Annotated in this window: 20 protein-coding genes; 3 read left to right on the forward strand and 17 right to left on the reverse strand. The window is 72.0% G+C overall.

Features of this window, described 5'->3' with window-relative positions; all coding sequences use genetic code 11:
- Positions 1–86 precede the first annotated feature (86 nt).
- The 9 genes from rpmE to ACIOGX_RS30840 form a co-directional block, all read right to left on the reverse strand.
- On the reverse strand, positions 87–311 hold the full coding sequence (gene rpmE / locus ACIOGX_RS30800) for a 50S ribosomal protein L31 (protein ID WP_066950131.1): 225 nt from the start codon (positions 309–311) through the stop codon (positions 87–89).
- Between the two features lie 203 nt (positions 312–514).
- Positions 515–1,615, reverse strand: a complete 1,101-nt coding sequence (locus ACIOGX_RS30805; protein WP_401761053.1) for an LCP family protein — start codon at positions 1,613–1,615, stop codon at positions 515–517.
- Between the two features lie 398 nt (positions 1,616–2,013).
- A complete protein-coding gene (gene rho, locus ACIOGX_RS30810; RefSeq protein WP_384772638.1) occupies positions 2,014–4,086 on the reverse strand; it encodes a transcription termination factor Rho in 2,073 nt (690 codons plus the stop codon).
- A gap of 394 nt (positions 4,087–4,480) precedes the next feature.
- Positions 4,481–5,398 carry a homoserine kinase gene (thrB, locus tag ACIOGX_RS30815; protein ID WP_129771283.1) on the reverse strand — a complete coding sequence of 306 codons (918 nt, stop codon included), beginning with the start codon at positions 5,396–5,398 and terminating at the stop codon, positions 4,481–4,483.
- A gap of 310 nt (positions 5,399–5,708) precedes the next feature.
- Positions 5,709–6,791 (reverse strand): threonine synthase, encoded by a 1,083-nt coding sequence (gene thrC, locus ACIOGX_RS30820; protein WP_129771282.1) that lies wholly within the window; start codon positions 6,789–6,791, stop codon positions 5,709–5,711.
- Positions 6,792–6,798: 7 nt separating this feature from the next.
- On the reverse strand, positions 6,799–8,100 hold the full coding sequence (locus ACIOGX_RS30825; RefSeq protein ID WP_356512134.1) for a homoserine dehydrogenase: 1,302 nt from the start codon (positions 8,098–8,100) through the stop codon (positions 6,799–6,801).
- Positions 8,101–8,208: 108 nt separating this feature from the next.
- Entirely contained in the window at positions 8,209–9,603 is a 1,395-nt protein-coding gene (gene lysA / locus ACIOGX_RS30830) for a diaminopimelate decarboxylase (protein ID WP_401917893.1), read from the reverse strand.
- A gap of 23 nt (positions 9,604–9,626) precedes the next feature.
- Positions 9,627–10,781, reverse strand: coding sequence for an ArgS-related anticodon-binding protein NrtL (gene nrtL / locus ACIOGX_RS30835; RefSeq protein WP_401917895.1), 1,155 nt, complete (start codon positions 10,779–10,781; stop codon positions 9,627–9,629).
- 55 nt (positions 10,782–10,836) lie between these two features.
- Positions 10,837–11,319, reverse strand: coding sequence for a response regulator (locus ACIOGX_RS30840; protein WP_356512140.1), 483 nt, complete (start codon positions 11,317–11,319; stop codon positions 10,837–10,839).
- 128 nt (positions 11,320–11,447) lie between these two features.
- On the opposite strand from ACIOGX_RS30840, the gene ACIOGX_RS30845 reads away from it, so the two are divergent.
- A complete protein-coding gene (locus ACIOGX_RS30845; RefSeq protein ID WP_129768983.1) occupies positions 11,448–11,867 on the forward strand; it encodes a hypothetical protein in 420 nt (139 codons plus the stop codon).
- A gap of 89 nt (positions 11,868–11,956) precedes the next feature.
- Here the strand turns inward: ACIOGX_RS30845 and ACIOGX_RS30850 are convergent, their stop codons facing one another.
- From ACIOGX_RS30850 to ACIOGX_RS30860, 3 genes are read right to left on the reverse strand one after another with little or no spacing between them, the layout of a single operon-like run.
- Positions 11,957–12,502 (reverse strand): HIT family protein, encoded by a 546-nt coding sequence (locus ACIOGX_RS30850; protein ID WP_356512142.1) that lies wholly within the window; start codon positions 12,500–12,502, stop codon positions 11,957–11,959.
- 18 nt (positions 12,503–12,520) lie between these two features.
- A complete protein-coding gene (locus tag ACIOGX_RS30855; RefSeq protein WP_401917898.1) occupies positions 12,521–13,792 on the reverse strand; it encodes a DUF5937 family protein in 1,272 nt (423 codons plus the stop codon).
- 9 nt (positions 13,793–13,801) lie between these two features.
- Positions 13,802–14,995, reverse strand: a complete 1,194-nt coding sequence (locus tag ACIOGX_RS30860; RefSeq protein ID WP_401917900.1) for a M20 family metallopeptidase — start codon at positions 14,993–14,995, stop codon at positions 13,802–13,804.
- Between the two features lie 371 nt (positions 14,996–15,366).
- Here ACIOGX_RS30860 and ACIOGX_RS30865 point away from each other — a divergent pair, with 371 nt between their 5' ends.
- Together ACIOGX_RS30865 and ACIOGX_RS30870 are read left to right on the forward strand one after the other, a co-directional pair.
- A complete protein-coding gene (locus ACIOGX_RS30865) occupies positions 15,367–16,977 on the forward strand; it encodes an AbgT family transporter (RefSeq protein ID WP_401917902.1) in 1,611 nt (536 codons plus the stop codon).
- Positions 16,978–17,210: 233 nt separating this feature from the next.
- Complete coding sequence (locus ACIOGX_RS30870; protein ID WP_383971435.1) at positions 17,211–17,867, forward strand: DNA-binding response regulator; 657 nt, start codon at positions 17,211–17,213, stop codon at positions 17,865–17,867.
- Here ACIOGX_RS30870 and ACIOGX_RS30875 read toward each other — a convergent pair.
- The 5 genes from ACIOGX_RS30875 to ACIOGX_RS30895 form a co-directional block, all read right to left on the reverse strand.
- Positions 17,834–19,003, reverse strand: coding sequence for a hypothetical protein (locus ACIOGX_RS30875; RefSeq protein WP_401917904.1), 1,170 nt, complete (start codon positions 19,001–19,003; stop codon positions 17,834–17,836). The two genes, ACIOGX_RS30870 and ACIOGX_RS30875, sit on opposite strands and share 34 nt — an antisense overlap.
- A gap of 397 nt (positions 19,004–19,400) precedes the next feature.
- On the reverse strand, positions 19,401–20,501 hold the full coding sequence (locus ACIOGX_RS30880) for an ATP-binding protein (protein WP_356512152.1): 1,101 nt from the start codon (positions 20,499–20,501) through the stop codon (positions 19,401–19,403).
- A 310-nt stretch (positions 20,502–20,811) separates the two neighbouring features.
- Complete coding sequence (locus tag ACIOGX_RS30885) at positions 20,812–22,791, reverse strand: BTAD domain-containing putative transcriptional regulator (RefSeq protein ID WP_401917906.1); 1,980 nt, start codon at positions 22,789–22,791, stop codon at positions 20,812–20,814.
- A 343-nt stretch (positions 22,792–23,134) separates the two neighbouring features.
- Entirely contained in the window at positions 23,135–25,009 is a 1,875-nt protein-coding gene (locus ACIOGX_RS30890) for an ABC transporter ATP-binding protein (RefSeq protein ID WP_401917908.1), read from the reverse strand.
- Positions 25,009–26,985, reverse strand: coding sequence for an ABC transporter ATP-binding protein (locus tag ACIOGX_RS30895; protein WP_401917910.1), 1,977 nt, complete (start codon positions 26,983–26,985; stop codon positions 25,009–25,011). The genes ACIOGX_RS30890 and ACIOGX_RS30895 overlap by 1 nt, the downstream gene beginning before the upstream one ends.
- Between the last annotated feature and the right edge of the window lie 12 nt (positions 26,986–26,997).

The raw sequence follows: 26,997 nt of genomic DNA on the forward strand, positions 1-26,997 counted from the left end.
TTTCGTACGTAAGGTGCTTCGGGACGCCAAAGCGCCGGTCTCGGCGCCCCGGATGCGGGGCGCCGAGGACCGGCGCGGGGTGCTCGCTACTTCTTGGCGGAGGCGGCGGCCTTGCCGAAGCGGGCCTCGAAGCGGGCCACGCGGCCACCGGTGTCGAGGATCTTCTGCTTGCCCGTGTAGAACGGGTGGCACTCGGAGCAGAGGTCGGCACGGATGGTGCCGGACTCGATGGTGCTCCGGGTGGTGAACGACGCACCGCAGGTGCAGCTGACCTGGGTCTCGACGTACGCGGGGTGGATGTCGCGCTTCAAGGGGTTCTCCTAGGGAACATCCCCGCGCGGAGGCGGGGATGGCGCCGGGTCGCACGTGCGGAGTGCGCGTGCGTGAACCGGGACCGACGTACCAGTCTGCCAGGACCGGCCGTATCTCCCAAAACCGGGGTGCGGCGGAAAGTATTCCGGATTCCGCCGCACACCCGTGGAAAGCCGGTGCCGGCCGGGTGGCGCGGGGCCGGTCAGCCGTTCCTGACCACGCCGTTCGCGTCGCCCTGGTCGCCCGCGGAGTCCTTGGTCGCGGAGGCGGGGATGGGCTTGTCCTGCCTGAGCGCCGTCCAGACCAACCGGGAGGGGGCCTGGAGGGGCAGTACGCGGTTCGGGTCGGCGGGGTCGTACTGGACCGGGAGCGTGATCATCTTGACGTCCTTGGCCCCGAGGTCCTTGAGCCCGTCGGCGAATCCGATCAGTTCGTCGACCGAATCGAGCTGGGTGTCGGGGGTGATCGCGCGGGTGGCGGTGTCGGCGAGGTCGTAGAGCTTCTTCGGGTTGCTGAACACGCCGATGCTCTTGACCTGCTCGATCAGCGCCTTGATGAACGCCTGCTGGAGCTCTATGCGCCCCAGGTCGCTGCCGTCGCCGACGCTGTGGCGGGTCCGTACGAGACCGAGGGACTGCTCACCGTCGAGGGTGTGGGTGCCGGGCGCCAGCTTCAGATGGCTCTTGGGGTCGTCGATGGCCTGCGTGGTGGTGATCTTCACGCCGCCGAGCTGGTCGACGAGCTTCTTGAAGCCGGTGAAGTCGACCTCGATGTAGTGGTCCATGCGGATGCCGGACATCTTCTCGACGGTCTTCACGGCGCAGGCGGGGCCGCCGACCTCGTACGCCGTGTTGAACATGGCCATCGGCGCGGCGGGCACGGCGGCGCCCTTGGAGTCGGTGCACTCGGGGCGGTCGATCAGGGTGTCCCGCGGTATGGAGACGACGCTGGCCGTCTTGTGGCCCTTGTAGACGTGGACGATCATCGCGGTGTCGGAGCGGGCGCCGCCGCCGTCGGTGCCGTACGCGGCGTTCGCGCCGGACCGGGAGTCCGAGCCGAGGACGAGGATGTCCTGGGAGCCGTTGTCGGCGTCGGCCGGGCGGTCGCGGCCGAGCTGGGCGTTGATGTCGACGCCCAGGAGGTTGCCGTTGAGCTTGTAGTAGACGTAACCGAGCCCGGATCCGCCGAGGAGGACCAGCCCCGCCGCCGACCACGCCACGATGGCGGTCGTGCGCCGGCGCTTGCCCGAGGTCTTGCGGCGCTTGCCGCCGCCACGTATTCGGCTGTCGCTCCGGTCGGTCATGGTCTCCCTCTGTCCGTCGTGCCGGTTCCGTGACCTCCCGCCGTGCGATGTGGGACGTTTCGTCGCCACTTGTACAGACAGTGAAGCACCAAGAAGGGTTGCACAGCATGCTGTGGCCGGCCCGGTGGAACGGGCGGCGGCGCCTGCCGGGGCGCTGCGCCGACCGGGTGGCGGCACCCGTGGTCACCTGCGTCTTCGGCGTACGGGGCCGCTCACGGGCGGGCCAGGGCCGGTCCAGGGGCTGTGGCGAAGGTCTCCGGCGGCCGTCACCGGCGAAAGCCGGGGCCCGGAGACGGAAAACCGCCCCCTCGCCGGAGCGAGAGGGCGGTTTCCGTGTCCATCCGACCTGGTCGGATCTGTTCCGGCCAGGTCGGTCGGTTCCCGTCGGTCGGTGCCCGTCAGTCGTTGCCGTTGCCGTTTCCGGGGCCCGGCGTCGTCTTCTGGATCTGGAGCAGGAACTCCGCGTTCGACTTCGTCTGCTTCATCTTGTCCAGCAGCAGCTCGATCGCCTGCTGCTGGTCGAGGGCGTGCAGCACCCGGCGCAGCTTCCAGACGACGGCGAGCTCGTCGCTGCCGAGCAGGATCTCTTCCTTACGGGTGCTGGACGCGTCCACGTCCACCGCCGGGAAGATGCGCTTGTCGGAGAGCTTCCGGTCGAGCTTGAGCTCCATGTTGCCGGTGCCCTTGAACTCCTCGAAGATCACCTCGTCCATGCGCGAGCCGGTCTCGACCAGCGCGGTGGCCAGGATGGTCAGCGAACCGCCGTCCTCGATGTTGCGCGCCGCGCCGAAGAAGCGCTTCGGCGGGTAGAGCGCGGTCGAGTCGACACCACCGGACAGGATGCGTCCGGAGGCGGGAGCCGCGAGGTTGTACGCACGGCCCAGACGGGTGATGGAGTCCAGCAGGACGACCACGTCGTGACCCAGCTCGACGAGACGCTTGGCGCGCTCGATGGCCAGCTCGGCGACCGTGGTGTGGTCCTCGGCCGGGCGGTCGAAGGTCGAGGAGATGACCTCGCCCTTGACCGACCGCTGCATGTCGGTGACCTCTTCGGGCCGCTCGTCGACGAGGACGACCATCAGATGGCACTCGGGGCTGTTGACCGTGATCGCGTTGGCGATGGCCTGGAGGATCATGGTCTTACCGGTCTTCGGCGGGGCCACGATCAGACCGCGCTGGCCCTTGCCGATGGGGGCGACCAGGTCGATGATCCGCGTCGTCAGCACACCCGGGTCGGTCTCCAGCCGGAGCCGGTCCTGCGGGTAGAGCGGCGTCAGCTTCTGGAACTCCGGTCGGCCGCGGCCGGTTTCGGGCGCCATGCCGTTGACGGAGTCGAGGCGGACCAGCGCGTTGAACTTCTCGCGGCGCTCGCCTTCCTTGGGCTGGCGCACCGCGCCGGTGACATGGTCACCCTTGCGCAGGCCGTTCTTGCGGACCTGGGCGAGCGAGACGTACACGTCGTTCGGACCGGGCAGGTAGCCGGAGGTCCTGATGAACGCGTAGTTGTCGAGGATGTCGAGGATGCCCGCGACGGGGATCAGCACATCGTCGTCGGCGACCTGCGGCTCGCCGGGCCCGAACTCGTCGCGGCCACGGCGGCCCCGGCGGTCGCGGTAGCGCCCGCGACGGCCGCGACGGCCGCCCGCCTCGTCGTCGAAGTCGTCCTGCGGGCCGGTGTTCTGGCCGCCGCCCTGGCTCTGGCCCTGGCCGCCGCCGCGGTTGTCGCGCTGCTGGCGGCCACCGCCCTGCTGCTGACCGCCCTGGCCGCCCTGCTGGTCGTCGCCCTTGCCCCGGCGGTCGCGCTGGCGGTCACGGCGGTCGCCGCGCTCGCCGCGGTCACGGTCGCCGCGCTGGCCGCGGTCCTGGCGCTCGCCGCGCCGGCCGTCGGTCTCGGCCTGCGCCGAGCCGCCGGCGGACGCGGAGACGGCCGCCTCGGCCTTGGCGTCGGGCTGGGCCTCGACCTTCACGTCGGCCGGGGCCTCGGCCCTGGCGTCCGTGGCGGTCTCGGGGCTTCCCGCCTGCGCGGTGGCCCTGCGACGGCGGCGCTCGCCCGTGGGCTGGTCGTCACTGGCGGGCTGACCGGGGATGTCGATCTGCTGCTGGGCCACGGTCTTCTCTGCCTTGCCGGACTTCTCCTCGGCGGCCTCGCCCGTACGGGCCTTGGAGGTCGCGCGCCGCTTCGGCTTGGTCTCGGCGTCTGCGCTGCCGGAGTCGGCGCTCTTGGCGGCGGACGAGCCCCCGGCCTGCGCCTCCTTGATGACCTCGATCAGCTGGCTCTTGCGCATCCGCGCGGTGCCCCTGATGCCGAGGCCTGACGCGACCTGCTGCAGCTCGGCCAGGACCATGCCCTCGAGGCCGGTGCCGGAGCGGCGGCGCCGTGCGGTGGTGCCAGTGGCAGCACCTTCGGCGGGCGCGGTCGTGTCGACAGTGCTGTCGGCAGTCACGCCCATCAGATCGGTGGTGTCGCTCACGAAGGGTCCTTCCCTGGAGCGGACGTCGGCCTTCTGGCTCGGCGACCGGTTGTGCTGTCCGACTGCGGTCCTGTCTTGTGGACCGTGCCGGGGCGGTGGTCCCGCCGGGTATGGCGGAGAGATCTGCAAACGTGCGTACGTGCAATGGGTCCGGCCCGAGGTCCCCCTGCTCGGCCCACCGCTGGGAAAAACGGGGGGTGTCGTGCCGGTTCCGGTGCGTGCTCAAAACTGCTCAGGCAGGCTGCTCAGGCAGTTGGGGAGGCTCCCGGAAGAAGGGTGGTCCCGAAGCGGGACACGAAGCACCGCGCCGCAAAGACGTCGGTAGCAGACTTGAGGTTAACACTACCGGCTCCAACAAACATTCCCCCTCTCACTCACCGGCAATCTCCTGTGGCTACGAGCCGAGCGGCAGAACGCTCGTCCCCGCGGCGTCGAGGGAGAGCCGATTGGCCGCCCACCCCTCGCCCGCCAGCCGTGCGACCTTGTCGGCCGCACCGTCCTCGACCAGCGCGAGGACCGTGGGGCCCGCGCCGGAGATGACCGCCGGGACGCCGTCCGCGCGCAGTCGGTTGACAAGCGCGACGCTCTGCGGCATCGCCGGTGTCCGGTAGTCCTGGTGGAGCCGGTCCTCGGTGGCCGGCAGCAGCAGCTCGGGGCGCCTGGTCAGCGCCTCGACGAGCAGGGCCGCGCGGCCGGCGTTGACCGCCGCGTCCACATGGGGGACGGTGCGCGGCAGCAGGCCGCGCGCGGTCTCGGTGAGAACCGGGCTGCTGGGCACGAAAACCACCGGAACGATGGAATCGGCGGGCTTCATCCTGATGGCGCGCGCCGCTCCGCCGTCCATCCAGGCCACCGTGAATCCGCCGAGCAGGCAGGCGGCGACATTGTCGGGGTGGCCCTCGATCTCGGTGGCCAGTTCGAGCAGTGCCGCGTCGTCGAGCCGGGCGTCGCCGCCTATGGTCACCGCGCGGGCCGCCACGATCCCGGCGCAGATCGCGGCGGACGAGGAGCCCAGGCCGCGGCCGTGCGGGATGCGGTTGGCGCAGACGACCTCCAGGCCGCGCGGCTGCCCGCCGAGCAGTTCGAAGGCCGTACGCAGGGACCGTACGAGCAGATGAGTTTCGTCACGGGGAAGCGTCTCGGCGCCCTCACCCGCGATGTCGACGTGCAGGCCGGAGTCGGCGACGCGGACGACCACGTCGTCGTAGAGCCCCAGCGACAGGCCGAAGGCGTCGAAGCCCGGACCGAGATTGGCGCTGGTGGCGGGGGTGCGCACCCGTACGGCGGCGGCGCGGAACGCGGGACCGGCCATCGCTCTGACGACTCTCCTTGTGGCTGCGGGACGACAGGACTACAGAGGTGGTGACTTGCGGGACTGCGGGATTCGGCTGCGAGACAGAGGCGGCTGCGAGACGTTCGAGGACATACGGAACACCCGAGGGCCACAGGGGCAACACCGCGGCATATGCGGCGGGGCGGGTTGGGTACAGCCTATCGAAGGAAGGTTCCATGGCGACATAGGGCGCACAGGAGGCGCACGATGCGTGTCGCATGGCTCCTGTGCGCCGACGCCATGGCCGGCTCCCCGGACCGTTACCGTGCCGGGCGCCTATGCCAGTCCGTTATGCCAGGCCCAGGCGCTGCGCCGCCGCGACGGCGTCCACCGGCACGGTGACCGGCTGCGGTGCTCCCGCGACCGCCCAGTCCGGGTCCTTGAGACCGTTTCCGGTGACGGTGCAGACGATGCGCTGGCCGGGATCGACCTTGCCCTCCTCCGCGGCCTTGAGCAGACCGGCCACCGAGGCGGCCGAGGCGGGCTCGACGAAGACGCCCTCCTGGGAGGCCAACAGCCGGTAGGCGGCCAGGATCTGCCGGTCCGTCACCTCGTCGATGAAGCCGCCGGACTCGTCACGGGCCGCCAGCGCGTACTGCCAGGACGCGGGGTTGCCGATCCGGATCGCGGTGGCGACGGTGTGCGGGTCCTTGACGATCTCGCCGCGCACGATCGGCGCGGAGCCGGACGCCTGGTAGCCCCACATACGCGGGGTGTTCGCGGCGGGGCCGTCGGCGGCGTACTGGGTGTACCCCTTCCAGTACGCCGTGATGTTGCCGGCGTTCCCGACGGGCAGCACATGGATGTCGGGGGCGTCGCCCAGCGCGTCCACGATTTCGAAGGCGGCGGTCTTCTGGCCCTCGATACGGACCGGATTGACCGAATTGACCAGCGCCACCGGGAAGTTGTCGGACAGCGAGCGCGCCAGCGTCAGACAGTCGTCGAAGTTGCCCTCGACCTGGAGGATGCGCGCGCCGTGGACCAGCGCCTGGCCCATCTTGCCCAGGGCGATCTTCCCCTGGGGCACGAGCACGGCGCAGACCATTCCGGCGCGTACCGCGTAGGCGGCGGCCGAGGCCGAGGTGTTGCCGGTGGAGGCGCAGATGACCGCCTGGGCGCCCTCCTCCTTGGCCCGGGTGATGGCCATGGTCATGCCACGGTCCTTGAAGGACCCGGTGGGGTTCGCGCCCTCGACCTTGAGATGAACCTCACACCCCGTGCGCTCGGACAGCACCTGCGCGGGGACGAGCGGCGTACCACCCTCACGAAGGGTGACGACCTGCGTCTTCTCCGTCACCGGGAGGCGGTCCCGGTACTCCTCGATGATGCCGCGCCACTGGTGGGTGCCCTGGCGGGTGCCGATGCTGGTCATGGGTCCCTTACTCCCCTTCAACACGCATGATGCTGGCGACACCGCGCACGGTGTCGAGCTTCCGCAGCGCTTCGACGGTCCCTGAGAGGGCGGCGTCCGGCGCGCGGTGGGTGACGACGACGAGGGCGGCCTCGCCGCCGCCGTCCTGTCGGCCTTTCTGACGTACGGTGTCGATCGATACGCCGTGCTCGGCGAAGACCGTCGCGACCTGGGCGAGTACGCCCGGTTTGTCGGCCACGTCGAGGCTGATGTGGTAGCGCGTCACGACCTCGCCCATGGAGCTCACGGGCAGTTGCGTGTACGCCGACTCGCCGGGGCCCGTGGCCTCGTTGAGCTTGTTGCGGCAGACGGCGACGAGGTCGCCGAGCACGGCGGAGGCCGTCGGGGAGCCGCCCGCGCCGGGGCCGTAGAACATCAGCTGTCCGGCCGCCTCGGCCTCGACGAAGACCGCGTTGTACGCCTCGCGCACGGAGGCGAGCGGATGGCTGAGCGGGATCATCGCCGGGTGGACCCGCGCGGTGACGGACCGGCCGTCGGCGGCGCGCTCGCAGATGGCGAGGAGTTTGACGGTGCAGCCCATGCGTTTCGCCGAGGCGAGATCGGCGGAGGTGACCTCCGTGATGCCCTCGCGGTGTACGTCGTCGAGGCGTACCCGGGTGTGGAAGGCGATCCCGGCGAGGATCGCGGCCTTGGCGGCGGCGTCGAAGCCCTCGACGTCCGCGGTCGGATCGGCTTCCGCGTAGCCGAGGGCGGTGGCCTCGTCGAGCGCCTCGGAGTAGCCGGAGCCGGCGGTGTCCATCCGGTCGAGGATGAAGTTGGTGGTGCCGTTGACGATGCCGAGGACCCGGTTCACCTTGTCCCCGGCGAGGGACTCGCGCAGCGGCCTGATCAGCGGGATGGCCCCGGCGACGGCCGCCTCGAAGTACAGGTCCCGGCCGTGGCGCTCGGCCGCCGCGTAGAGCGTCGCGCCGTCCTCGGCCAGCAGCGCCTTGTTGGCGGAGACGACGGAGGCGCCGTGCTCGAACGCGGTGGTGATGAGCGTACGGGCGGGCTCGATCCCGCCGATGACCTCGACCACCACATCTATGTCGCCGCGCTTGACCAGCGCGGTCGCGTCGGTGGTGATCAGTGCGGGGTCGATGCCCTCACGCACCTTGGAGGGGCGCCGGACGGCCACCCCGGTCAGCTCGACCGGGGCGCCGATCCGCGCTTCGAGGTCGTCGGCGTGCGTCGTCATGATGCGCGCCACCTCTGAGCCGACCACACCACAGCCCAGCAGCGCCACCTTCAGCGGACGCGTACGCATCATCCGACTTACGCCTTTCATCCATCACAGCTGTTTAGAGCAGGAATCCGAACCAGTCTCACTCACCGGACGGGAGTTTCTGTGCCTCGTCCAGATTGCGAGACATGTATTTCAGTGACCGACATCGAGACGCAGAAGATCTTCCTCCGTCTCACGCCGGACGATCACCCGGGCCTCGCCGTCCCTGACGGCGACCACGGGCGGTCGCAGCGCGTGGTTGTAATTGCTCGCCATCGAGCGGCAGTACGCGCCGGTGGCGGGCACGGCGATCAGGTCGCCGGGCGCCAGGTCGGCGGGCAGGAACGCGTCCCGTACGACGATGTCGCCGCTCTCGCAGTGCTTGCCGACGACGCGTGTCAGCATCGCCTCGGCGTCGGAGCGGCGGGAGACGAGCGCCACGCTGTACTCGGCGTCGTACAGGGCCGTACGGATGTTGTCGGACATGCCACCGTCCACACTGACATACGTACGAAGCCCTTCGAGCGGCTTGATGGTGCCGACCTCGTACAGGGTGAAGGCCGTGGGACCCACGATCGCGCGCCCCGGTTCGACGGAGATCCGCGGGGTGCGCAGCCCGGCGGACTCACACTCACGGGTGACGATGTCGTTGAGGGCCTTCGCGATGTCGTGCGGCTCGCGCGGATCGTCCTCGGAGGTGTACGCGATTCCGAGGCCGCCGCCGAGATCGATCTCGGGCAGCTCCACGCCGTGCTCGTCGCGTACCTCGGCGAGCAGCTGGACGACGCGGCGGGCGGAGACCTCGAAGCCGGCCATGTCGAAGATCTGCGAGCCGATGTGGGAGTGGATGCCGATCAGTTCGAGCCCGTCGAGCTTGAGGGCCCGCCTGACGGCCTCGGCGGCCTGGCCGCCGGCGAGGGCGACCCCGAACTTCTGGTCCTCGTGCGCGGTGGCGATGAACTCGTGCGTATGCGCCTCGACGCCGACCGTGACCCGGATCTGGACGGGCTGGCGCCTGCCGAGGCGCTGCGCGACATGGGCGACCTGCACGATCTCCTGGAAGGAGTCGAGGACGATACGGCCGACGCCGACGGAGACGGCACGCTCGATCTCCTGGACGGACTTGTTGTTGCCGTGGAAGGCGATCCGCTCGGCGGGCATACCGGCCGCGAGCGCGGTGGCGAGTTCACCGCCGGAGCAGACATCGAGGTTGAGGCCCTCTTCGTCGAGCCAGCGGACGACGGCCCGGGAGAGGAACGCCTTGCCCGCGTAGAACACGTCGGCGTCCTTGCCGAAGGCGTCGGCCCAGGCGCGGCAGCGGGCACGGAAGTCCGCCTCGTCGAGGAAGTACGCGGGGGTGCCGAACTCCTCGGCGAGCCGCGTCACTTCGATCCCCGCGACGGTCGCCACCCCGTCCTCGTTCCTGCGGACGGTTCGCGACCAGACCTTCTCGTCGAGGACGTTGAGGTCGGCGGCGGGCGCGGTGTAGTGCCCCTCGGGGAGGACATCCGCGTGACGGGGGCCTGCGGGGTGTGCGGAACGGCTCATGTTCTTGGCTCTCTTGGATCTCTTCAGAGGTACGCGGGGGCATCGATGCCGAGCAGGGACAGGCCGCCGGCCAGCACGGCCCCGGCGGCGTCGGCGAGCGCGAGCCGGGAGCGGTGGGCGGCCGAGGGTTTCTCGTCACCGAGGGGCAGCGGGCGGCAGCTCTCCTGGAAGCGCAGGAACGCGTCCGCGGTGTGTTCGAGATGGCGGGCGAGCCGGTCGGGCGCGCGCAGCCGGGCGGCGGCTTCGAGGACGGCGGGGTGGTCGCCGAGGGCGGTGAGGAGGAGCGCGGTGGCACTGTCGTGGCCGGTGGCCCCGGGGGTGCCGTCGGGGGTGCCGGCGAGGGCCTGGGCGGGGGCCGGGTCGGGGGGGATGCCGAGTTCCGCCGCGTTGCGTGCGAGGGCGCGCGTACGGGCGTACGCGTACCGCACCCGGAAGAGGGGGTTGCTCTCGCGCTGTACGAGCAACTCGGCGCCGGTGTACGGGCGGTCGTGGGCGGCGGGCCGCAGCAGCCCCCAGCGGGCCGCGTCGGGGCCCAGCCGGGCGAAGAGATCGTCGCCCGCGGGGGCGGGAAGCGGACGCGGCCTCTCGTACGCTCCGCCCGCTCCGTCGGCTCCGTCCGTTTCGGGCACGACCTCCGCCCGCGCGCCCTGGCTGCGGAGCAGCCCCACGACCGTGTCGGTCCAGAGGGCGGCCCGCGGCTCGTCGGAGGCGGCGAGGGCCACGGTCGTACCGGCGAGCGCGTCGCCGTGCCCGTAGCGCGGTCCCTCGCGCAGGATCGTACGGACCAGTTCGGTGCGGGTGTCGCGGGCCAGGGTGAAGTTCAGGAAGCCGGGGCCGGTGATCTCGATGCGGTCGATGCCGGGGCTGGTGCTGGTGCCGGGCGCCGCGTCGGTCGGGGAGGTGGTCGGGGAACCGGCCTCGGAGGCGGTCGCGGAGGCGGTCAGGGAGCTGGTCACGGAGCGCAGGATGTGCGCGCGTACGATCTCGGCGATCTCCCGGGGCGGGCGCCCGGCCGGGCCCGCGAGCTTCAGCGCGATGTTGCTGGCGTAGTCCCCCCGGCCGCCGGGCCGGGGCCGTTCGACCGTGACCCGTTCGGGCACGGGCCCGGGAAGGGCGTCGTCCTCGACCGCGCGGCACACGGCGCGCCGTACGGTTCGGGAGAGCTCGGCGGGGGTCACGGGACAAGCGTAGGGGAGGAGGGGGGCCTCTTCGCGAACCGGTTTCGCGATGCGGTCAGCCGCGGGCGCTTCCGGCCCGCCCGGCGCCGTGTCTGCCGTCCAGGGGCGGCGGGCCCTCTCGGTGCGTCAGCCGCCGTACGAGCCGGACCAGCTCGGCCGGCTCGAAGGGCTTGGCGAGGAAGGCGTCCACTCCGGCGGCTATGCCGGACTCCACCTCGTACTGCGTACAGGCACTGATGATCGCGACCGGCAGATCGCTGGTGCGGGGGTCGGCACGCAGCCGCTGGGCGGTACGGACACCGTCGAGGCGGGGCATCACCACATCGAGGGTGATGGCGTCGGGCATCACATCGTGGACCACTTCCAGGCACTCGGCACCATCGGCCGCGGTCACGACCTCGAACCCCTCTAGTTCGAGATTGACCCTGATCAACTGCCTGATGACCCTGTTGTCATCGACAACAAGCACCCGGCCGGACTCGCCCGACACCACTTGAGGGTAGGTCCGAACCCGGTGTCGCGTCCGGGTTTTGCCCACTTCCACCTCGCGCGGGCGACGCGAGCACGGCGCCCGAGCGGGCGCCCGCGCCTTGACCTCGTCTTGACCGCGCCATGAAGAGCCGTGGACCGGCCACGGACCGCGGTGCGCCCCCATAGGCTCGGGGTATGGAGCAGAGCGAAGTCGTTCTCAGGGCCATCGGCATTCTCACGCAGTCCGCGGAGTGGATCCGGACCGCCAACCGGGACGCGGGCGGGGAGACGGACGGGCAGGCGGGCGGGCAGGCGGGCGGGGGCACCGGCGCGGAGGGCTCCTCGCCCGAGCGGGGCTCGGGCGAGGGGCAGATCGGATCGCTGCTCGCCGAGGTCTTCCCCTCCTTCACGGTCTCACCGGAGTCCACCCCGCTCGAAGCGGCGCACGCGGTGACCGCGGCGGCGCTGCCGCCGATGATGCAGCTGATCGGCGCGTTCACGTATGTCTTCGCGCAACTGGCCGAGGTCCACGACAGCGGCCGTACGGACATCACCTCGGAGGATCTGCTGCGGGAGCTGGCGCTCCGGATGTCCCGTCCGAACGACGCGGTGTAGCCGGGGCGGAAGCGGTAATGGGGGCGGGGGCGGACGGCCGGGCCCGCTGAGCGACCGGCCGGTTCGTGCGCGGGGCGCGGCGCCGGAGGTCATCGAGGTCCATGCCCCAGCCTTTCCCGCACCGCGTGGCGCAACCGCTCGGCCAGGGCCGCGTTCTGCTCGGGGGACGCGGTCAGTACGCCGTTCTCGGCCATGAGCGCGTGGTACTGCTGCCGCTCGTACGGCACCCCCGGCGGCAGCCCGGCGATGTGCCAGTGCAGATGCGCGTTGCCCTGCCCGCTCCCCAGTGAGAGCAGATACGTGCGCTCGGGCGCCAGGACGTCCTCCATCGCCAGCGCGACCGTCCGTACGAACAGCATCAGCCGGATGTACGCGGTCTCGTCCAAGTCGCCGACGACCTGTTCGACGTGGGCCTTCGGCGCGACCAGGAGCTTCCCCGGCAGGGTGGGGTAGCGGTCGAGGAAGGCGACATGGTCCTCGTCCTCGTACACCGTTTCGTGCCGGAACGCGGGGTCCCCGGCGAGGAACGCGCAGACGAAGCAGGGGCCGCTCCTGGTCCGTTCCTCGTACGCCGTGAGATCCATCGGCCGGCGGTTCGTACGGTCCGTGGCGTCCGTACCGTCCGTACCGTCCATCTGGCTGCCTCCTCGGTCTCAGTGCTGGAGCGCTCTCACGACGTCCTGGCCGATGCGCTCGACCGCCGCGAGATCGAGACGGTAATGCACGAACCGGCCGCTGCGCTCCGCTCTGACCAGGCCGAGATCGCGCAGCGCCCGCAGATGGCGGGAGACCTGGGGCTGGGTCATGGAGAGTCTCGCCGCCAGGTCCAGGGTGGTCATCGGCTCCCTGGCGATCAATCGGCACAGCCGGACCCGGTGCGGGTCGGTCAGCGCGAGCATCCGGCTGCGGGCGAGCGTGACGCCGACCTCGGGGGCGTCCACGGGGTAGTGCAGTACGGGCGGCAGGCCGGGCTCGTTCTTGACCACCAGATGCGGCGCGTTGTAGCGGGTGGGTACGAGGACGACCGGGGTGCGGGCCGGGGTGATCACCGAGTGGTGCAGCTTGTCGAAGACGACGCGCGGCGGGGCGCCGAGGCGGGAGGAGTCGGGGCTGAGCGAGGCGAGGGCCTCGGCCAGGTCTTCGGTGGTGCGAGTGGCGTGGGTGGTGTGGGTGGGGTTAGTGGCGTGGGCGGCGCTCAGGAGGCGGCTGTTTCCGCTGCCGCCGCCGACGGCCCGTCCCGCGCCCGATGCCAGGCGTCCGCGTACCGCGAGCGCGGAGCGGGTGAGTTCGGGCTCGGCCCCGGCCCACACTTCCGCGAAGAACTCCGACCGGCAGCGGTCGAGGAAGGCGAGCAGGTCGGCGCGGCAGGTCTCGGGGTCGCGCAGCAGCTGCGCGGCGAGCTCCCGCCGTCCGGCGGACAGCGCGGTGGCGGCGTGTTCGAGCGCCGCCCGCTGAGCGGCGGAGCGCAGCAGCCGGGAGAAGTCGAAGCGGGTGTAACCGTTGACACAGGCGAAGGCGGTCAGTTCGGCGAACCGGTCGATCGGCAGGCGCGCGACGGTACGGAGCTGCTCCTCCAGGGCGGAGCCCTGACCCACGCCGGAGCCCTGACCAGCGCCGGGGCCGGGGGCAGGGCCTGAGGTGGGGCCGGAGCCGGAGCCGGAGCCGGGGCCCGCGGGTCTCGTACCGTCGAGCCCGGGATAGAAACCGCGCCAGCGCAGCGCCGACCAGAGCGGCGAGAACCGGCGCAGCCCGGCCCGCAGTTCCGCCGACGCGTTCGCGGTGACCGCGCGCCCCCAGTCCCGCAGCTCCGGGTGGTGGGCGGTCTCGGTCAGCGCGTGCAGACAGGCGGAGAGTTCCGCGAGCGGGGACACCGCCACCGTGAAGGAGCCGGGTCCGGCCCCCTCCAGGACGATGACGACCGACATACGGGGAGTTTACGTACGGACGGGCCCCTCGCACGCTCCCCCGGACGCGCCCGCGAACTCCGCCCGCGCCGCCGCCAGGAACGCCGGGTCGCCGACGAGGTCGCACACCACCCGGGCAAGTCCCGTCGCCGCGATCGCCGTACGGTCGTGCGCGTGCGCCGTCGCCGCGGCCTCGCGCATCGCCTCCGAGTGGCTCGGCGTGCCCGTCTCGGCGATCTGGACGTACGGATGGATGACCGGCAGCAGCTGTGAGAGGTTGCCGATGTCCGAGGAGCCCGCGGGGGTGGCCGGATCTCCCGGCACGATGTCCAGGCCGAGCGCCCGTACCGTCTCGCCGAAACGTTCGGCGAGCACGGTGTTGTTCCGGCGGTCGGCGTACATCGGGCCCGTCTCGGACACCTCGGCCTCGGTCTCGGTGGCCAGGGCCGCCCCCTGCGCCGCCTTGCGGACCCGGGCGACCAGCGCCTCGGCGGACTCCGCCGTACGGTCCCGCACATACAGATCCACCGCGGCATGGGCCGGGACCACATTCGGGGCCTGGCCGCCGTCGGTGATGATCCCGTGGATCCGCGCGGTGGGCGGCATGAACTGCCGCATGGCGTCGAGCGCGTTGAGGAAGAGCTGCGCGCCCGCCAGCGCGCTCCTGCCCTCCCACGGGGACTTGGCGGCGTGCGCGCCGACGCCGCTGAAAGCGACCCGCAGATGCGCCGCCGCCAGACCGTGCCGGGTGGTCAGGGAGCGGTCCGCCGGGTGGAACATCACGGCCGCGTCCACGCCGTCGAAGACCCCCGCGTCGGCCAGCTTGATCTTCCCCGCGCCGCCCATCTCCTCGCCCGGGGTGCCGATCACGGCGATGGTCCCGGGGTGGCCGGGCAGCGCGCGTACGGCGGCGATCGCGGCCGCCGCGCCGCCCGCCGCGATCAGGTTGTGGCCGCAGCCGTGGCCGATGCCGGGCAGGGCGTCGTACTCGGCGAGCACGGCGACGTACGGTCCGGGCGCGCTCCCCTCGTGGACCGCCACGAACGCCGTACCGATCCCGCCGGCCCCGGCCGTCACCGTGAAGCCGGTCTCGGCCAGCCAGCCGGTCAGTACCTCCTGGGCGTGCACCTCTTCGAACTTCAGCTCCGGTCTGGCGTGGATCGCGCGGCTGACGCGCTCCATGCGCGGGCGCAGCGCGGCGATCTCCGAAGCGAGCCCCCGCACGGACGGCGCGGGCTGTGGGGACAGCGCAGGCTGCGCGGGCTGTGGGGGCAGCGGGGACCGCGCTGGGTGTGGGGACTGCGGGGACTGCGGCGTGGGGGCGGCAGCGGACAAGAGGACTCCCGTGGTGCGAGGTGAGCCACGGGCGCCGAAGGGCGCCGCGTGACCGGGCGCCGCCGCGTGAGGCGCGGCGGTATACGCCGAGACTGCGGCCCCGGCGGCCCCGCCGGGCCCCGATTACCGCGCCCCAGGTAACCCTGGTCAGACTTCTCCCGGCTGCTCGTAAGGTCACCGCACCACAGACCGTCACCGGCTCGGCCGCCCCGTCGACGAGGCGTCCGTCCACAGCAGTCGCACCGCAGAAGGAGGGACCCATGGCAGCCGTGGACACCACAGCCGTCGACCCCGTACCGCCGAGACTCATCAGATTCCTGGGCGTGATCGAGCGCACCGGAAACCGGTTGCCGCACCCCTTCTGGCTCTTCTGGATCCTCTTCGCGGTCACGGCGGTGGCGAGCTGGGCGATGGCGTCGGGCGGGCTCCAGGTCACGGACCCCGGGACCGGCGAGCGGGTCGCCGTGCGGACGGTGCTCTCCGTGCCGGGGTCCCGCGAGTTCCTCTCGATGATCGAGGAGAACTTCGTGACCTTCGGTCCGCTCGGGACCGTCACGATCGTCATGCTGGGCGTCGCCGTCGCCGAGCGCGCGGGCTTCTTCGAGACGCTGGCGCGCAAGTCCCTGGCCCGGGTGCCCGGCAAGTACGTGGTGCTGGCCGTGGCGCTCGCGGGCGCGCTGTCGAAGTTCCTCTCCGACTCGGCGTACATCATCCTGATACCGCTCGGCGCGATCGCCTTCCGAACGGTGGGCCGCTCGCCGCTCCTCGGCATGATCGTGGCCTTCGTCTCCATCAACGCGGCCGGTGACGCCAATCCGCTGATCGCGCCGGGCGACGCGGCGTTCGCGGCGATGGCGACCGAGGCGGCGCAGACGGTCTCGCCGCACGCGGTCGTGCGTCCGACGGACAACATGTACTTCACGACCGTGTCGGCGCTCGTCCTCGCCTTGGTCATCACCTTCGTGGTCGAACGGGTACTGGCCCGGCGCGAGCACACCCTGCTGCCCGACGAGCCCGAGGCGCTGCCCGACACTCCCGAGGCGCGGCCTCACGAGCCCGGAACGCTGCGGCACGGCCCCGAGGCCGCGACGGACGACACCGCCCGCCCGGCACCCGGCCCCCGCGAGACCCGCGCGCTGCGGGTGACGGGCTGGGCCGCGCTGGGCTACTGGGCCCTGGTCGCCCTCGCCACGGTCCCCGGCGGCTCGCCGCTGCGGGCCGAGGACGGCGGGATCATCGAATCCCCGCTCTTCGACAACATCGCGATCTTCCTCGCGGTGTTCTTCCTCGTCATCGGGGTGCTGTACGGCAGGCTCACCCGCGCGATCGTCTCCGACCACGACGTGCCGGCCTTCATGGCGGACGGGCTGCGCTCCATCGCGCCGCTGCTGGTGATCTTCTTCGCGGTCTCGCAGTTCGTGGCGCTCTTCAAGTGGACGAACATCGGGACCTGGGTCGCGGTGACGGGCGCGGACGCCATCCGCGGCCTGGGCGCGCCGACCCTCGTCCTCTTCGCGGTCCTCATCGTCGCCGTCGCGTGCATGAACCTGCTCATCACCAGCGGCCAGGCGCTGTGGGCCCTGGTCGCGCCGGTCCTGGTGCCGATGCTGATGCTGCTGGACATCAATCCGGCGACGACGATGGCGCTCTATCGGATAGCCGACTCCTGTACGAACTCGATCACGCCGATGAGCACCACGTTCATGCTGACGGTCGGTTTCCTCCAGACCCGCAAGAAGAGCGCGGGCATCGGCACGCTCGTCTCCTGCACGCTCCCGGTGGCGATGGCGATGCTGGTCGCCTGGACGGCGCTGTTCTTCGTCTGGTGGCTGCTCGGGATCCCCCTGGGCCCAGGGGCTCCGGTGCGCTGAGGCCGGGGAGGGATCCTCCGACGCCCGGGGAGGGGTGCGCCACGGGCGGCGCGGGAGCAGGACGACGAAGCCCGCGGGCGGGCAGCGGGCCCGCGTTGCCCGTCCGCCCGTCCGCCCGTCCACCCGGCGGGGAGCGGGGCGTAGCGGGCACGGTGGGGTATGGCGGCGCAGCGGGGTATGGCGGTGCAGCGGGGTATGGCGGCGCGTCGCCGGTTGGGGGGAGGATGACGGGTATGCCGGAAAACGAGTCCGTGAGCGTGGCGCTGATCGACGACCATCCCGTGGTGCTCGCGGGGATCGAATCCTGGTACGCCGCGTCGGAACGGCCGATCACCGTCACGGCCAAGGGCCCGGATCTCTCCGTCGCGACAACCGGGCCCGGCCGGGCGGCGGATGTGGTGGTGCTCGATCTCCAGCTGTCCCACGGGGTGCCCGCGTACCCCGAGCTGAAACACCTGGTCGCGCAGGAGCGCCAGGTGATCGTCTACACCATGCAGGAAAGCCAGGAAACGGCGCTGACCTGTCTGGATCTGGGCGCGTTCACCTATCTGACGAAGGCCGAGGGCGAGCGGCACCTCATGGCGGCCACCCTGGCCGCCGCCGACTGCCGGCCCTACACTCCGCCCGCTCTCGCCGGTGCTTTCGGCAGCGACGCCAGAAAGGGCCGCCCCGCGCTGACCCCGCGTGAGGTGGAGGTGCTGCTGGAGTGGTTCCAGTCGGAGTCCAAGGCGATGGTCGGGGAGAGCCTCGGGATCTCCGTCCGTACGGTGAACACGTATCTGGAGCGGGTACGGATCAAGTACGCGAACGCGGGGCGGCCCGCGACGACCAAGGCGAATCTGGTCGCGAGGGCCATTCAGGACGGGCTGACCTCGCTGGACGAACTCTGAGCGTTCCAGGCGGTCTCGGGGGTGTCGTGGTCGCGCGGGCGGGCGGCGCCGGACGGTGACGGCGCGAGCAGCGTGTACGACGCCTCGACGAGGAGCCGGCCCTCGCTGTGCACCGTACGTAGGCGGATACCGCGCTCGGTCGGTTCCGGGATGTCCGTCTCGGGCGCGTCCGTCACCACACTGACCCGTACCTGCCCGCCGCCGCGCACGACGGTCGCCCGCGCGCTGCGCTCGGCGGTCGCGAGCGCGGCGAGTACGGGCTCGGTCAGCGCGCGGCGCAGATGCCGGGGCACCGGAGCGGACGCGCCCCGTACGGCGAGCTGCACATCCACTCCGTGGCGTTCGGCCACCCCGATACCCGCGCGTAGTTCATGGAGCAGCGGGTCCGACGCGTGGTCCCGTTCCGCGAAGAGACGTCGCATCCGGGCGGCCTCGAAGGCGCACCGGCGGCGTACCCGCTCGTCCCCGGGGTCGAGCGTTCCGTCGGCCAGCCCGGTCAGCAGCGGCAGTACCGAGCGGCCGAGATCGCGGTAGCGCGACCGCTGGTCGGCGTGGACCTGGGCGGAGACCGCCGCCTCGGTGCGTACCCGCTCCTGCTCCCGTGCCGTGGCACCGGCCGCGGTCGCGCACCCCCGCAGCAGCCTGGCCATCACCGCGGCGGCGATCTGGAACGCGCAGATGGCGAGGGCGCTGACGGCCATGCCTGCCGCGGCCTGCCGGGACGGGATCCCGGCGAGCAGCAACTGTCCGAGCGTGACGACGACATGGAGCGCGACGAAGAGCAGCGTCGCGTTCAGACCCGCGTCGAACAGCAGCAGGACGCCGAACCAGCCGATCTCCAGAAACGTCCAGTGCGGGGTGGCGAGGAAGTGATCGCCGGGGAGCTGGCTGGTGGCGACGACGGCCGCCGCGAGCGAGCACAGCAGCCCGGCCGCGACCCAGCGGCGGGGGCGGCGCCGGCCGGCCATTCCGAGGAGCGCGTCGACCACGATGATGAGCGTCAGCAGGCCGAACGCGGTGAGCTGCACCCAGGGGTGCCGGTAACCGTCGAGGTTGGACAGCAGGGCGGGGAGCGCGAGTCCGAAGTGAACCGCGGAGAGGATGCCGAGCCCTGCCAGCCGCAGCGCGCCGAGCATGCCGGCGGCGATACGGTCCGTCAGCGGATCGGACGGCGGCCGTTCGCCGTCGAGGGGGTCGGACGGTCCCGAGTCGGACGGCCCCGCGTAGGACGATCCCGAGTCGAGCGGTAGCGAGTCCGGCGGTCGTGCGTCCGGCGGTGGTGAATCGAGCGGTCGTGAGTCGAGCGGCCTCGAATGGGGCGGGCGCGAGCCGGGCGGGCGCGAGCCGGGCGGCTGTACATCGGAGGGTCGCCAGTCGGGTGGCTGCACGTCGGACGGGCGCGAGCCGGGCGGCTGCACGTCGGACGGTCGCCAGTCGGGCGGATGCACGTCGGACGGTCGCGAATCCGTCCCCGGCGGGTGCGCACCGGGCGCCGGTGGATCAGGCACGGGCGGACCGGAAGGCTGACGGTCGTCACACATGCGGCCACTCCAGCCGTACGGCGGTGCCGTGGCCCGGCCGCGAGTCGACCGTCGCCCTGCCCCCGACGGCGGCCATGCGCTCGACGACCGAGCGGGCCAGGCCCTGGCAGTGCGGCGGCACCCGCGTCACATCGAATCCGGCGCCGTCGTCGCGGATGACGACCGTGACGGTGTCACCCTCCCGGCTCGCGGTCACGGTCGCGGAGTTGACGCCCGCGTGGCGCGCGACGTTGCGCAGCGCCTCGCCGAGGCTGCCGCGCAGCGCCTCGACGGCCGGCCGCCAGATCAGACCGAGCGAGCCGTCGAACTCGGCGCGTACGACGAGCCGGTGGTCGCCGGTCTCCGCGAACAGCTCCTGTGCCACATCCGTCTCACCGGACGTCGCCCGCTCCGACGCCAGGCGCCGCAGGTCCTTGGCCGCCTGGGTGCGCAGTATTTCCGGCCGGAGGGACTGACCGTGGGCGGAGACCATCAGCATCGTCGCGCACGCGGTGTCGTGCAGGGTCGCCAGATGCTCGCGCTCCGCCGAGTGCTGCGCCTGGGCTACTTCGTGCCGGCGCCGGGCGGCGGCCGCCCGCGTACCGACGGCGTCGGCGGCTCTGCTCGCGCGCAGCACCAGCCGGTAGAGCCCCTGGGCGAGCAGGCTCTGCACCAGCAGCCAGCTGACATTGGGCACCGCGTAGTCCCAGCCGTCGGGGCGGTCGAGCATGGCACCGGCCAGATCCACGACGGAGAGCAGCAGCGCCATCGCCAGCGCGAGCCCCGCCGGGTACATCATCTGGTACCCGACCGCCACGATGCTGACCACCACCAGCAGCCAGGTGCTGCCGTACATGGACTGGCTGTCCGGAATCGTCAGTTCCTGGGTGAGGCAGAGGCCGGTCAGCACCGCCATGTCGGCGGCGAGCAGCGGCCCGGGGCGGGTCCCCGCCATCCCCAGCCGGTAGTGCAGAACGCTCCAGCCGAGCACGACACAGGAGATGACCGAGGCGATGGCCATGCGGTCGGCGGGCATCGCCGGTACGGCCAGAACCGCGCAGGAGCAGACCACCACCACCCGGATCCGGTACGCGTAGCGGTACGCGAACCGCACGAACTCCCGCTCCGCGGGCCCCGCGCGCCCGGCGGACCCGGCGGGCCCGGTTCTTTCGGCGGGTTCGGGCGGGGCCTGAGAATCGTCCGGCTCATGTGCCACTCGGTGCCCCACCTGTCGCCGTGCCTCGTCGGTTTGTCGGTCGATTGACCGTCACATGCCGAAGAGCTCCAGCGATAGCGTTTCTTTGGTCACTGTGCCGACGCTTCCGCGAGGTGGGGGAGCGGTCGCGTTGGCCGCGCGCACACCTGCCTCATGGGGGTGGGCAGGGGTGCGCGCGGGACCGTCCGTACGGCCGCGCACAGCGCCGTCAGGGCACGGGGACGGGAACAGGGACAGGTACGGGGGCAGGACCGGGTACGGAGACAGAACCCGGAACGGAGACGGGCAGGGCCGGTACGGGCAACGCGCCGGCAAGCACGCGCGGGACGCGGGTCAGACAGGCCGCCGGCAGCCCGAACCGATCCGATCCGTGCCGCTCCACCAGATGAACCTGTACGAGTTCATCGAGCAGGCACACCGCTTCCTCCCGGGAGACGCCCAGCAGCGCCGCCGCGTCCGCCGGTCCGATCCCCTTCTCCTCCTCCGCGCCCGGGGCCATGCCCGCGAGGGTCCACGCGCTCGCGCCCGCCGCGAGCACTCCGTACAGCCGGGCCGCCGCTTCGGTCAGCCCCTTGAGCGACCAGGAGAGCACGGTGTCCAGGTCGGTGCCGTCCTCGCTCAGCCGGAACGCGTTGAGCGGCTGCTCGCCGCGGATGTCCGTCACCAACCGCCGCAGGCTCACCTCCGGCTGGCGCGCGGCCCGCTCGGCGAGGATGCGCAGGGCGAGCGGCAGACCGCCGCAGAGCGCGGCGAGTTCGTCCAGCGCGGCGCGTTCCGCCAGGCGCCGGCCGCCCAGCAGCCGGTTCAGCAGATCGGCCGACCGCTCGTGGTCGAACGGCGCGAGCGTCAGACGCCGGGCGCCGTTCCTGACGACCAGGCCCCGCAGCTGATTGCGGCTCGTGACCAGCGCGGTGCCCGCCGGTCCCGGCAGCAGTGGTCTGATCTGCTCGGGGCACATCACATTGTCCAGGAGCAGCAGCGTGCGGCGGCCGGCCAGTTCACTGCGCAACAGCGCACTGCGCTCACCGACGCTGCCGGGCACCTCGTCGTCGGCCACCCCGAGGCCGATCAGCAGGGCGCGCAGGGCATCCGCCGGGCTCAGCGGATCACGGGTGCTGAACCCTTCGAGATCCAGATAGATCTGGCCCCCGGGATAGCGCTCCTGCCGCCCGTTGGCCCAGTGGATCGCGAGGGCCGTCTTGCCCACTCCGGCGGGGCCGTCCAGCAGCAGTACGTTGCCCGCGCAGCCCGGTACGTCGCGCCGCAGATCGGGCAACTGCCCGTCGATCATGGCGAGCTCGTCCGTCCGGCCGGTGAACGGGACGTCGCCCGCCGGAAGCTGGCGTGGCACGTACCGGCTCGGCCCGCCCGCCCGCATTCCGACCGGGACACGGGTCCTGGCACGGGCCCGGCCCGTCGACGCGGTGAGACCAGGGCTCGCGACCAGCATCTGCTGGTGCAGTTCGCGCAGTTCGGGGCCGGGGTCGACGCCGAGCCGATCGCCCAGCAGGCGACGGCACCGCTCGTACTCGCGCAGCGCCTCGGCCGACCGCCCTGTCCGGTAGAGCGCGAGCATCAGCTGAGCCCAGAACCGTTCCTGGAGCGGGTCCAGGGCCAGCGTCCGCCGCAGCAGCGGAATATGGTCGCCCGGGTCCTCCAGCTCCAGTCCGATGGCGATCCTGCGGTGTACGGCCCGGAGCCTCGCCTCCTCCAGGGAGGGGAGAACGTCGCGGTGCAGCGACGGGCCATGGATCCCGGAGAGGGCCGGGCCGCGCCAGAGGGCGAGGGCGCTGTCGAGCGCCGCGGCCTCGGCGTCCGGGCCCGCCGTGACGGCCACCGCCGCGGCGCGTTCGGTCCGTTCGCGGAACTCGGTGGTGTCCACGGAGACCAGCTCACGGCTCAGCCGGTATCCACCCCGCTGCGCTTCGATGACGGACTCTTCGGTGCCGCGAGCCTCGTCCAGCACACGGCGCAGGCGTTTGATATAGCTGCGGATGGTTGTCCGCGCCGATGCCGGGGGGTCGATCCCCCAGAGGCATTCGGCGATGTCGTCCACCGGCACGATCTGCCCGTGGTGCAGTGCCAGTGCGGCCAGCAGCGTCTGCTGCCGCCCGGCCGATACGGTGAGTCGTGCGGCCCCGTGGGTCACTTCAAATGCGCCGAGCAGGCGCACATCGATCCTGTGCACTCGGTATTCCCCCTTGTGTGTGCACCCGGCGTGTGCCGCCGGCCGCACGTCGTCTGCCTGACGGCCGGGCCGGGGTCAGCGGCACCGCCATCCAGGACACAACGAAATTTACCGTTTGCGATCCGGAGGGTGTGACGGTCATTCGACCCACATGGCGCATAGTGGCCATATCCGCATGGATGTGGCCCCTCGGGATAGCCACCCCGGATGGCCTCTCACGTCCCGTCACCTGAGCGACGCCTCACACGGGACCGCTTCACCCACGAGAACCCGCGTCAACGGGGCCACCGCACGCGTGGGCGCCGCCGCGCCCGTGCCGAAGCTCCGGGTGCGGGCGCTCGCTTCAGGGCTTCAGGTACGGCCGCTCGCCTCGGACGAGCGGGTACGGGCGGGAGGTGACGGCCTCCGCACCCTCTCCGGCGGGCTCCGTGCTCTCCCCCGCAGGCTCCGCACCCTCTCCGGCGGACGACCAGTACCCGATCAGCTCGGCGTACTCGGCCGACTTCCGCAGGAGTTCGTCATGGCTCCCCACGGTCAGTGAGTCCTGCCCGACGACGGCGATCCGCTCGGCGCGCAGGGCCGAGGTGATGCGGTGGGCCACCACGATCAGCGTGCCGGGCCGCGCTATGAACGCGTCCTCGACCCGTTCCTCTCCCGTCCGGTCCAGATGACAGGTCGCCTCGTCCAGGATCACGACGCGCGCCTCACTGACGTACACCCGGGCCAGCGTGATCAGTTGACGCTCCCCCTGGGAGAGCACGCCGGGTGAGCCGATCACCGCGTCGTAACCGCCCAGCCTGCGCACGGTCTCCCCCAGGCCCAGCGCCACGGCCGCCGCGTCCAGCTCGCTCTCCGGCACATCGGGGCGCAGGAGGGCGAGGTTCTCACGGAGTGTGCCGGCGAAGACGTACGACTCCTGCGGTACGACGGCGACCTGTCGGCGCAGTTCGTCCTCGGCCAGCTCCGGCACCGGTATCCCGCCGACCGTCACCACCCCGCGCCGCGCCCGCTCCAGGCCGCCGGCCAGACAGGCCAGGGTGGACTTGCCGATACCGCTCGGCCCGACGATCGCCAGATGCGAGCCGTAGGGGATATCGAGGCTGAGACGGGAGAAGAGCGGTTCGGTGTGCGGCCCATAGGCGAAGAGGACATCGCGCAGCGCGATGTCGGTGCCCTTGCCGACGCCGGCTTCCGCGCCCGCCCCTGTGAGCGAGGCGGTCCCGGACGGCGGGCGGGGCGGGACGTCGATGAAATCGGTGAGCCTGTGCAGGGTGACGGAGAGCTGGAGCCCCATGTTCGACACCGTCTGCACCATGGCACGCAGCGCCGGCTCGATTCCCTGGAGCAAATAGACCATGGCGCCGACCAGCGCGCCGGGTGTCAGTACGGCCGAGGAGACGAGCCACGGCGAGGAGAGCAGGATGATCGCGAACGGCAGCCGGGTGCCCACCGCGACCACGGCGATGCGCCCGGCGCCCGCGCGGGCACTGGCCACGGCCGCCGCGGCTTCGGCATCCACCCCCGTGCCCACCGTCCGCCCCGCCGTCTTCCAGGCACCGCACGTCACGACGTCCCGGATCCCGGTCAGGTGAGGACCGGCCCGCCGCGCCAGCTCCTCCTGCGCCCGGAGCAGGGCGACATGGCGTCGCCTGAGCACCCGGGAGAGCAGAGCCGTCAGCGCGGCCGCCGTGAGCACCGCCCCGCCCGTGATCAGCGCGAGCAGCGGATCCAGCGCGCACAGACCGATCATGGCCGCCACCATGGCCAGCACGACCCCGCGCAGGGAGAGCAGCAGCCCGCCGGAGATCTGACGGACCGTCTCCACCTGCCGGGTGAGCCGGGCGACGGTCGAGACATCGGTGATCGGTCCGCCGGAGTGTCCGGCGCCGCTCTCCGGATAGACGGCGCGGTGCAGTCCGGCTCGGACCACCTGGCCGATGAGCGCGTCGCGCAGTGATTCCACCATGGCCGCCGTGTGCGGCATGGCCTGTCTGGTCCCGAGCGTCCCGATCACCATGGTGACGCCATACGCGAGCAGGAGCAGCAGCCCGTGCGGGACGCGGCCGTCCAGGAAGCCGTGGTCGAGGGCCGCCGCCACCAGGGTCCCGGAGAGCAGCACCGGCAGGGTCTCGACAAGCGACCAGGCGGCGAGCGCGCCGAGATCGCGGCGATGGGCACGCAGAACGGGTCGTACGAGCCGCATGGTCTCCGACGCCATCACGCCGCCCCCGAACGCTCTCGGCCGTTGGCACGAGCCGGGCCCTGCGTCGGGCTCTGTGCCGGGCCGTGAGCCGGGCCGTCTACCGGGTCGCGTGCCCTGCCGCCCGCGCGGTCCGGTCCTGCCACGTCGAGCCCTGCCGCGTCCGGCCGCTCGCGGTCCGGCCGGTCTCCGTACGGTCCCTCGCGGTCCGGATCGTCGCGGTCCGGGCCATGTCTGTTCCTGCCGCCTCTGTCCGTGCCGCCTCTGTCCGTGCCGTCTCGATCTGTGCCGTCTCCGTCCGGAGCTGGTCGGTCCCGGCCTGCGCCGAAGACGGCCCGATAGGCGGGGTCTGCCAGCAGCGTCCGGTGCGGGCCGACCGCGCGCACGCGGCCCCGCTCCAGCCAGGCGACCAGATCGGCGCCGGCGGCGGTGGTGATCCGATGGGCCACCACGATGCGGGTGGTGCCGCGCAGCGACTCGTCCATGGCCCGGCCGATCTCGTTCTCGGTCGCCGTGTCCACGCTGGACATCGCGTCATCGAAGATCACGACCCTGGCCCGCCGGCAGACCGCGCGCGCCAGCCCGAGCCGCTGCAATTCGCCTCCCGACAGCCGGAGTTCGGCGACGGGTGTCCGATAGGCACGGGGAAGCCGGCTGATGAAGCCGTCGGCGTGGGCCGCACGCGCCGCTTCCCGTACGGCGGTCGCGGTCACCGGCCGGTCGCCGTACCCGATCAGATCGGCCACGGTGTCGCCCAGTGGATGGGGGCGCTCGAAGGCGTACGCGATGGCGTCGCGCACCTCGCCCCGGTCGGTCTCGGCGAGGTCGGCGCCGTCCAGTCGTACTTCTCCCCCGTCCGGTGGCAGCGCCGCCCCGGCGACGAGCGCCAGCGTCGTCTTGCCCGACCCCGAGGCGCCGACCACCGCCATGGTGGAGCCGGCGGGGATGTCGAGCGTCAGCCGGTCGAGTACGCGCCGGTCGTCGGCCCTTACGGTGATGTCGCGCAGCGTGAGGGCCCCCTCCCCCGGCGGCAGGGGCCGGTCCCCCTGGCGGGGCAGGGGCGCGGCGAACACCTCCTGAAGCCGCTCGGCCGAACCTCGCGCCCTGCCCAGTTCGGCGAAGATGCCGACCTGCGACAGGAGCCGCATCGCATACGTCAAGTAGAGCTGTGCCGCCAGCATCTGGCCGGGAGTCAGCCGCCCGGCCACCACCCCGTATCCCGCCGTCGCCAGCACGCCGATGTGCAGGCCGGGCGCGAGCAGCGACAGGTACCAGCCCGCTCGGCGCTGTGCCTCCCAGAAGCCGGTTCCGGCGGCTCGCAGCCGGGGCAGCGGGCGGAGCACGCGCTCCACCTCCCGGTCGAGGGTGGCCGACGCGCGGATGGTGCGGGCTCCGCCTACGGCGTCGACGAAGCGGTCGGACAACTCCCCGTGTGCTCGCTGGTATTCGCCGGTGAGCGTGGTGGTCCTGCGGATGAGCATCCGGGCGAGCAGCCAGACGGCGGGAACGCCGAGGACGAAGACGAGGACCAGCCGCCAGTCGATGAGGAACAGCGCGACCAGCCCGCCGAAGGCGGTCAGCGCGGCGAAGGCCGCGTTGAGGAGGTTCGGCCCCGCCCCACCGGCCTCGGCGGTGCTCTCCAGTGACCGGCTCAGCAGGTCCCCGGGCGTGAACCTGCTCCGGGCGGACAGGCCGAGGCGGAAGATCCGGGAGAAGGTGTCATGCCTGAGCCGTGCGGTGGCCGTGGCCCGCATCCTGGCCTCGGTGATCTGAACGGCGATCTCGGCGACCGTCATCGTCACCAGCAGGGAGCACACCAGCAGGAACGGGACGCTGTTGCCGGTCTGCCCGAGAACCGCGTCGATCGCGCCGGACAGTGCGAGCGGCAGCAGCAGACCGGCGACGCTCTGGAACAGGTGCAGCGCCGCCACCGCGGCGAACAGTCCCTTGTCCCGGCTCACCGTTCCGGCCAGCAGTCGGTCACTCTCGCGCATCTGTCCCCCCAA

Source organism: Streptomyces sp. NPDC088147, assembly GCF_044741565.1.
Classification (GTDB): Bacteria; Actinomycetota; Actinomycetes; order Streptomycetales; family Streptomycetaceae; genus Streptomyces.

What these genes read in the sequence shown, in the direction of transcription:
- lysA (WP_401917893.1), bottom strand. Translation starts at nt 9,603, where the DNA reads ATGAGCCGTTCCGCACACCCCGCAGGCCCCCGTCACGCGGATGTCCTC.
- ACIOGX_RS30805 (WP_401761053.1), bottom strand. Translation starts at nt 1,615, where the DNA reads ATGACCGACCGGAGCGACAGCCGAATACGTGGCGGCGGCAAGCGCCGC.
- ACIOGX_RS30855 (WP_401917898.1), bottom strand. Translation starts at nt 13,792, where the DNA reads ATGTCGGTCGTCATCGTCCTGGAGGGGGCCGGACCCGGCTCCTTCACG.
- thrB (WP_129771283.1), bottom strand. Translation starts at nt 5,398, where the DNA reads ATGGCCGGTCCCGCGTTCCGCGCCGCCGCCGTACGGGTGCGCACCCCC.
- ACIOGX_RS30850 (WP_356512142.1), bottom strand. Translation starts at nt 12,502, where the DNA reads ATGGACGGTACGGACGGTACGGACGCCACGGACCGTACGAACCGCCGG.
- ACIOGX_RS30895 (WP_401917910.1), bottom strand. Translation starts at nt 26,985, where the DNA reads ATGCGCGAGAGTGACCGACTGCTGGCCGGAACGGTGAGCCGGGACAAG.
- ACIOGX_RS30845 (WP_129768983.1), top strand. Translation starts at nt 11,448, where the DNA reads ATGGAGCAGAGCGAAGTCGTTCTCAGGGCCATCGGCATTCTCACGCAG.
- ACIOGX_RS30875 (WP_401917904.1), bottom strand. Translation starts at nt 19,003, where the DNA reads ATGCTCGGCGCGCTGCGGCTGGCAGGGCTCGGCATCCTCTCCGCGGTT.
- ACIOGX_RS30890 (WP_401917908.1), bottom strand. Translation starts at nt 25,009, where the DNA reads ATGGCGTCGGAGACCATGCGGCTCGTACGACCCGTTCTGCGTGCCCAT.
- ACIOGX_RS30870 (WP_383971435.1), top strand. Translation starts at nt 17,211, where the DNA reads ATGCCGGAAAACGAGTCCGTGAGCGTGGCGCTGATCGACGACCATCCC.
- thrC (WP_129771282.1), bottom strand. Translation starts at nt 6,791, where the DNA reads ATGACCAGCATCGGCACCCGCCAGGGCACCCACCAGTGGCGCGGCATC.
- ACIOGX_RS30865 (WP_401917902.1), top strand. Translation starts at nt 15,367, where the DNA reads ATGGCAGCCGTGGACACCACAGCCGTCGACCCCGTACCGCCGAGACTC.
- ACIOGX_RS30825 (WP_356512134.1), bottom strand. Translation starts at nt 8,100, where the DNA reads ATGATGCGTACGCGTCCGCTGAAGGTGGCGCTGCTGGGCTGTGGTGTG.